The following is a 7,172-nucleotide window of genomic DNA, read 5'->3' on the forward strand; positions in this document are numbered from 1 at the left end:
ATGATTTTGCGCTTGAGCTGGAACATGATGACGAGGATTATAAGTGCGAAGAGGATTATCCCTGTGATGCGCAAACGTCCCTTGTCGAGGAGTGCCTGAACGTCATGGTTCAACTTCGAAATGATTCGGTCCGGAAGATCGCCTATATAATCGTCCAGGCGGGTGATGTCGAAGGCATCCAAACCCGGCTCACCGCGTTTGAAGAGATCTTCCTTCTTCTTTTTCGATATGGCGTTATCAAACGTGTCTTCCATGACGGAGAGCCGGTCATGAGCCGCTTTCAGCTTTTCTTCAGATGCTTCATATGTATCGACGATCTTCCGGAGCATTTCCTTTTCGGTATTGAGCAGGTCGTCAAGTGTCTCGATCCGTCGGATCAGCTTGACGGTGATCGGGGTATCGGACTTTCCTTCCCGAATCGTCGCGAGATTTTCTTGATTCAGAAGAATCTGTTCCTCCACCCTTGCGAGTTGCGTCGCCGCAGCTGTCCTTTCGTCACGGGCCTGAGCCATCATCTCGGACAGGTTCGTCATCACGGCATCGCTGTCGCTTTTGGCCTGAAGGATGTCCTGAAGATCGGATGCCGGCTCGACAAGGAGGTTGGCATGGGCTGTTTGTTGGAGGGATGCGGCCCTCAGCAGGATATCGATCGTCTTTTTGTATCGATCGAGGGCGGTGAATCGTGCCTTCAACGCCTTGATTTCGTCTGCTTCCGTGGTCAGGGCGGTTTCCACCAGTTGCCGGATATTTTCGTAAGGCACGGCGACGGTTGCATCCGAGGATGAATGATCTTCCCCGGGTGCCCCTTGAGCCGAAAATCCAAAGCCCATCTCTAACAAAGATATAATGATCAGTCCGACGATGGTGACATACATCCTTTTACAGAGCATCGTTCCTCCTTGACGGATGTCCTGGAATCCATAACAATCCGACGTTTCGACCGGCATATCGCATCGACGGTGTCAGGGGATTCTTAAATTTCGGTTTTCAACTATGGTACTCAACTATCGACTTTCTCAGGCCGGTGCCGATCACCATCATGAACGTCGACAGTTGAATATGGTAAACGGAAAGCGGCACCGGCCTATGAACACCGAAAGTTGAATCAATACCATATCGGAAAATTCAGGAAGGATACAACCGGTAACTCAACTGTATTTTCGTGATAGTGACCGGAAAGAGGGGCCGGCTTCGGCCTGTGAACACCGAAAGTCGAACATTGAAGCGTTGGCGCCGGGGGAGGGCGTTGAAAAAAGAGGGATCAGCGGCGATTTTTCGGTCAGGATGAAGCCTTGCCAAAGGTGTCTGAAAAGCTTTTGAGCACCTGGGGGGTCAGCAGATCGGCAAATCGGCGACCGTTTCGGCTGTTCTCTTTATAAAAATCGATACAGGCCTCGAGAACGTCCACCACCTCGTCTTCGGAAAACAATCCGGGTAGTTCCGATGCGAGCCGGGGGTGTCGCCCCAATTTTCCACCCAGAAGGATCTTGTATCCCCGGCAGCGTTCCGCAAGGGTGCCCGATGGGCAGGCCCAGACGCATCGGCCGCAGGAGAGGCATCGTTCAGGGTGGATGACGGGTTGCGCCGCATCCTCCGGCAACGCTATGGCGTCGTCGGGACAAGCTTCCCGGCAGGCGCCGCATCGGGTGCAGTCGGCATCCGTCAATTTCGGGGTTACTGCTGCGATGATGCCGAAGTCCTTGATTTGGGGTTGGGAGCAGGCGTTGGGACATTCCGCCAGGGTCACCCGGAATTCATGATGGAATTTGAGGGGTCCGTTCACCTGTTTTTTGAGAAAACTCAGCAGATCAGCTTTCCGGAGCAGGGATTCGAGGCGTTCCATGAGCCGACTGGTGTCCCCTGCCCGGTGGGGGCATCCTCCGGGACCGAAGCAGACGTCCAGCTGGTATCCCTTGACCTCGGATGCCATTCCCTTCAGGAATTTTGTACGGGTGCTGTTGACCTCAGCCAGACCGACCACTGTTTTGCCGCCGGCCCTGGCCTCGTTTTCAACCCGATGTCGGACTTTTTTTCGGACGAAAAAAGGAACCTTTCTGATCTCCGCTTCGGCTTCCGCCGTCCATTTCATGATGATCTCCTTCCTTTGGGAATCCGGTTTCATTTGTTTACTCAACTTTCGACTTTCACAGACCGTAGCTTTCCGGTCACCGTCATGAAAGTCGAACGTTGAGTGTTTTCTTTATATCGAAGGGTACTGCCGATGTCATTGACGTAGATCAAGAAAAGCGATTCCGGATGCAGCGGCCGGAAAAAACCATTGGATTCTCAATAACGGTTTTGATCTGACAAATTGATGGTGGAAAAGAGCTGAAGCCGCTTTTTCGGCGGTTTCTCCAGAATCCTGCGGGCCGCACGATATCTTGATTTCCAATATGGGTTGTCCAGACTGGATATCGTGATCCCTTTTTTCTTGGGCGAGGCATGCGTAAAACGGCCATTGCCGAGATAGATGCCGACATGACCGGTGTTGTTCCGAAACCTGAAGAAGATCAGATCACCGGGCTTCAGGGATTTCTCGGAAATCGGAATACCGGTCTTGATCTGCTCCGCCGTGGTTCTGGGAAGTTGAATACCGTACAGGTTTTCATAGAAGCGCATCGCGAATCCTGAACAATCGGTCCCGCTGTTGCTGCTTCCGCCGTGCCGGTAGGGAACACCTTGCCAGTTCTTGATTCCCTGCCAGAATCTGACGGAATCGGCATCCTGTTGAGCGACCGGTGGTTTGACCCGTAAGGGGAGGGCGCCGCAACCCACCAGAAACAAGGATGCCAGGATAATGACCGAGGCGATGGGAAAACGAATCGAGTTCATAACTCAACTTTCGACTTTCACAGGCCGGTGCCGGGAGGATATGGCCCGCGCCCGGCGCGATTCCGTTCAAGTACCGCTAAAGCCTGCTCCGGGCGGCCCGGAAACTCGCTGGCGCTCAAACAGTCCGGGCCGTCGATCCGATGATGCATTCGAGCGGTACCAACGGGAATGGGAAATCAGTTTCGGCGGCGGCCTTCGTTCGAAACGGGGTATGCGACGATTCTGTTGTCGAAGGTCTGTATATACCATTCGTTATGGCGTTTTTCAATCACATATTCGGGCAGAAGCGGAATCTTTCCGCCGCCCCCGGGCAAATCGATCATATACTGGGGTACGCACATACCCGATGTGTGCCCCCGAAGGGCCGACATGATGTCGAGTCCTTCGCGGACGGAGGTGCGGAAATGGCCGGTGCCCTTCACCAGATCCCCCTGGTGGATGTAGTAAGGTCTGACGCGGATGGCGAGGAGCTTTTGCATGAGGCGCCTCATCACGACGGGACTGTCGTTGACGCCTTTCAGCAGCACTGTCTGGCAGCCTAAGGGGATGCCCGCATCGGCGAGACGGGCACAGGCTTGCGTCGCGTTCGGCGTTATTTCCGCCGGGTGGTTGAACTGGATGTTGATGTAAAGCGGTGCGAAGGCCTTGAGTCGCCGGACAAGGGCTTCGGTGATCCGTTGGGGGAGGGTACAGGGGATCCGGGTATGGATCCGGAGAATTTCCACGTGAGGAATCCCCCGAAGCGGCTTTAAAATGTCTTCGATGAGATGGTCGTCCGAAAGCAGAAAAGGATCTCCTCCCGACAGAATGACATCCCGAATAGCCGGGGTTTCCTGGATATAGGCGATCCCGTTGTCAACAGCGCCGGGTTTCATCGCGTTCGGCTTTCCGACCTGTCGCTTCCGCATGCAGTGACGGCAGAAGAGGGCGCATTGGGAGGACACCAGGAAGACCACTCTGTCAGGATAGCGGTGGATCAGGCCGGGCACGGGCGACTGGGCTTCCTCCGCCAAAGGGTCGGCTTCGGGAAGGGTGTCTTCCAGCTCTGCCGGATCCGGAATTGCCTGTCGCCAGATGGGATCGCCGGGTTCGCGGATCAGGGAGAGAAAATAGGGATTGATCCGCATGGGGTATTGGTCGATAACGGGCAAAACGGTTTTTCGGGCGACGGGAAACCTGCGGCAGAGTTCATCGGCCGAGGTGACGCTTTCCGCGAGAAGATCCTGCCAGGGTCGATCGTTCATCATGCCTGAGTGTTGAAAGGATTGAATCGGGTGTCGATGTCGTAGACATCGATCCCCTCCCGACGTTTGAGAAAATTGACGATGCCGTAAGTAAACGGCGTCATGAGCGCTTCATAGACCGACTTGACGAGCCATTGGGTGGCGACAGCGGTGATGATGCCTGAAGGCGGGATCGTCCCTGCAAAGGCCAGGGTGATGAAAACGGTCGAATCGAGCCCCTGACCGACCAGTGTCGAGCCGATGGTCCGGGTCCAGAGCCAGCGTCCTCCGGTGGCGATCTTCATTTTGGCCAGAATATAGGCGTTGGTGAATTCCCCAACCAGGTAAGCGGCAAAGGAGGCCGCCAGCAGGCGGGGCGTATATCCCAGAATCCGGTCGTAGGCGGACTGGGCGTCCCAGAAGCCGGCTGCCGGCAGCATGCCTCCGATCCATATGGCCGCGACGGCGATCAGGTTGCAGCAGAACCCGAGCCAGATCACCCGGCGGGCCTGACGATATCCGTAGACTTCCGTCAGGATGTCGCCGACAATGTAGCTGACGGGAAAAATGATGACGGCTGCCGGCAGGATCCAGCCTGCGAAGCTGATCAACTTGACGGCGATGATATTGGCAGTGATGAGAGCGGTGATAAAAACGGCGGTCGTCGCAATGAACCATTGGGAATAAGAACCCTCAGCCGGTTTTTCCGGAAAGGGGTTGGCACTGGTCATGAAATCTTCCTTCGGTTGATGATAAAAAAACGGCCGGAGCCGTGCTCCGGCTTGATCAAAGGATTCGTCGGTCCTTCATACAGACTCCGGCTGAAAATTTCAAGAGAAGGGCTATTCAATACTTAACTCAACTTTCGACTTTGACAGGCCGTATCTATTCGCTCACATCATGAAAATCGAAAGTCGAATCAATATATATCCGGCACCTTCTCCCGGAGCTCGTTTTGCCACACAACGGCCTCGGCATCGCTGGGGGCCCGCCAGTCGCCGCGAGGGGAAAGGGATCCGCCCGAGCCCACCTTGGGTCCGTTGGGAACGGCCGATCGTTTGAATTGGCTGATTTTGAAGAATCGGTAGACAAAAAGATCGAGCCATTTCCTGATTTCGGAGAGGTCGTACTGATGCCGTTTTTGCGGGGGAATCAGATCGGACCACCGGCCCCGGCCCGCATCGCTCCAGGCGTGATGGGCGAGAAAAGCGACCTTGCTGGGCGCAAACCCGTAGCGGGTGATGTAAAAGAGATTGAAGTCCTGGAGTTCGTAGGGTCCGATCTTCTCTTCGGTTCGCTGGGCCGGTTGTTCAGCGTTTTCGGCACCGGCGGGGATCAACTCGGGCGAAATCTCGGTGTTCAGAACGGCCGTGAGCACTTCACCGGTTTCATCGTCGAACTGCCGGGTTTCGACGACCCATCGGATGAGGTGCTGGATCAAGGTCTTGGGCACCGAGGCATTGACGTTATAGTGGGACATGTGATCCCCGACGCCGTAAGTGGCCCACCCCAGAGCAAGCTCACTCAGATCGCCGGTGCCCAGGACCAGGGCGTGGTGAAGGTTGGCCAGACGGAAAAGATGGGAAGTCCGCTCCCCAGCCTGAACATTTTCGAAGGTGACGTCGTAAACCGGCTGATTCCGGGCAAAGGGATGATCGATGTCCCGCATCATCTGCATGGCCGACGGTCGGATGTCGAGTTCCGCGGCCGATACCGCCAGTGCCGCCATCAGCCTGAGGGCGTTTTCATGCGTGGCACGACTGGTGGCGAACCCGGGCATGGTGTAGGCGAGAATGTTCTTCCGGGGCAGGCCCAGGCGATCCATGGTCCTGGCGGCCACGATGAGGGCCTGAGTGGAGTCGAGCCCCCCGGAAACGCCGATCACCACCCGATCGATGCCCGATGCGGCAAGCCGCTTCATCAGGCCGTGGACCTGGATGTTGTAGGCCTCGTAACAGCGTTCGTCGCACTTGTCGGCCTCGCTGGGAACGAATGGAAAGCGCTCCACCCGACGGATCAGGGGAATGTCTCCGGTTGGAACGGCAAAATCGAAGGGAATCCGGCGAATGCCGGCAAGCCGGTCCCGATGAACGCCCACGGCGTCGTTGAAACTCGTCGTCCGCATCCGCTCCTGAACCAGGAGCTCCAGATCGATGTCCGCCAGCACGATCTGTTCGGTGTCGGAAAAGCGCTCCGATTGGGCCAGAAGTTCGTTGTTTTCATAAATCAGCGCATAACCGTCCCAGGCAAGATCCGTGGTCGACTCCCCGGGCCCGGCGGCGGAGTATAAATAGGCGGCCAGACATCTGCCCGACTGAACGGCGCAGAGGTTTCGTCGGTAATCGGCTTTGCCCACGGTGATGTTGCTGGCCGAGAGGTTGGCCAGGACCGTGGCGCCGGCAAGAGCAGTGTAGGTCGACGGGGGGATGGGGGTCCAGACATCTTCGCAGATCTCCACGGCCAGGCAAAAACCGGGAAAATTGTCGGCCTCGAAGATCAAATCGGCGCCGAAGGGAACGGTATGTCCCATCAGGCGAACCTCCCGGGAGACGGCGTTCATTCCGGAGGTGAACTGTCGCTTTTCGTAAAACTCCCGATAATTGGGAAGATAGGTCTTGGGAACGACACCCAGGATTCGTCCTCGGTAGATCACCACGGCGCAGTTGAAAAGCTTCCCCTCGAAGCGCAGTGGCGCTCCCACGATAAGGAGCGGCGAGAGGCTCCGGCTGCCCTCCACCACCTGGAGGAGCGCCGAGGCCGTAACCGATAGCAGGGCCTCCTGATGAAACAAATCTTCATTGGAATAGGCCGAGAGTCCCATCTCCGGAAATAGCGCCACGGCGGCACGGGATTCGGAAGCCTTTCGGGCGAGATCCAATGTCCTTCGGGTGTTGAAGACCGGGTCGGCGACCCGGAGCGTCGGCAGGCAGACTGCCGCCCGGATGAAGCCGTGAGTATAGATGGAATGGAATGGATGGCTCAAGGGGTCCTCCATCAGTTATCCTGGATGCCGGAGTCACGAACGGACAACTCCTCGATCAGCGCCTGAAGGGATTCGACGTCAAATACATAGGTTTTCCGGCAGAATTCACAGGTGAGTTCGACAGGCTCATGCCT

General features: G+C 56.4%; 6 protein-coding genes. All 6 read right to left on the bottom strand.

From position 1 onward, the window contains the following. On the bottom strand, positions 1-890 hold an 890-nt coding region (locus AB7S84_RS15620), incomplete at its 3' end, for a hypothetical protein (protein ID WP_428155631.1). 389 nt (positions 891-1,279) lie between these two features. Then, a complete protein-coding gene (locus tag AB7S84_RS15625; RefSeq protein ID WP_428155633.1) occupies positions 1,280-2,089 on the bottom strand; it encodes a 4Fe-4S dicluster domain-containing protein in 810 nt (269 codons plus the stop codon). Positions 2,090-2,286: 197 nt separating this feature from the next. Further along, the gene (locus AB7S84_RS15630) at positions 2,287-2,832 is read right to left on the bottom strand and encodes a C40 family peptidase (protein WP_020876449.1); all 546 of its coding nucleotides are present in this window, start codon (positions 2,830-2,832) and stop codon (positions 2,287-2,289) included. A gap of 176 nt (positions 2,833-3,008) precedes the next feature. After that, complete coding sequence (locus AB7S84_RS15635; RefSeq protein WP_428155636.1) at positions 3,009-4,079, bottom strand: KamA family radical SAM protein; 1,071 nt, start codon at positions 4,077-4,079, stop codon at positions 3,009-3,011. Then, positions 4,076-4,786, bottom strand: coding sequence for a queuosine precursor transporter (locus AB7S84_RS15640; RefSeq protein ID WP_428155638.1), 711 nt, complete (start codon positions 4,784-4,786; stop codon positions 4,076-4,078). The genes AB7S84_RS15635 and AB7S84_RS15640 overlap by 4 nt, the downstream gene beginning before the upstream one ends. Before the next feature lie 188 nt (positions 4,787-4,974). Then, a complete protein-coding gene (locus AB7S84_RS15645; protein ID WP_428155640.1) occupies positions 4,975-7,038 on the bottom strand; it encodes an NAD(+) synthase in 2,064 nt (687 codons plus the stop codon). Between the last annotated feature and the right edge of the window lie 134 nt (positions 7,039-7,172).

Source organism: Desulfococcus sp. (assembly GCF_050178255.1).
GTDB lineage: Bacteria > Desulfobacterota > Desulfobacteria > Desulfobacterales > Desulfococcaceae > Desulfococcus > Desulfococcus multivorans.